This window comes from Dyella monticola (assembly GCF_003363155.1).
GTDB classification, from domain to species: domain Bacteria; phylum Pseudomonadota; class Gammaproteobacteria; order Xanthomonadales; family Rhodanobacteraceae; genus Dyella_B; species Dyella_B monticola.
Genome location: NZ_QRBE01000004.1, coordinates 33,749 through 33,992 on the forward strand (window position 1 = coordinate 33,749; position 244 = coordinate 33,992).

Sequence of the window (244 nt, forward strand, 5' to 3'; positions counted from 1 at the left end):
TGTTGTGCATTGCCTGCGGCGCTTTCGGTCCTGAAGGACCGAGTCCCTTTTCTTTGCTGGCCCAAAGAAAAGTAACCCAAAGAAATGGCCTCAAAGGCTCTCAGCATGGGTGAGGTAAAAGCCCTGACGTGCATGGCCAGTCGAGTGAGTTGCTCGCCTCGGGTTCTACGATCCCGCTATACCGCAACGCGGCCAGGCGCTGAGGCTTTCAAAGGCTCGCGGCATGAGTAAGGGAAAAGCCCGA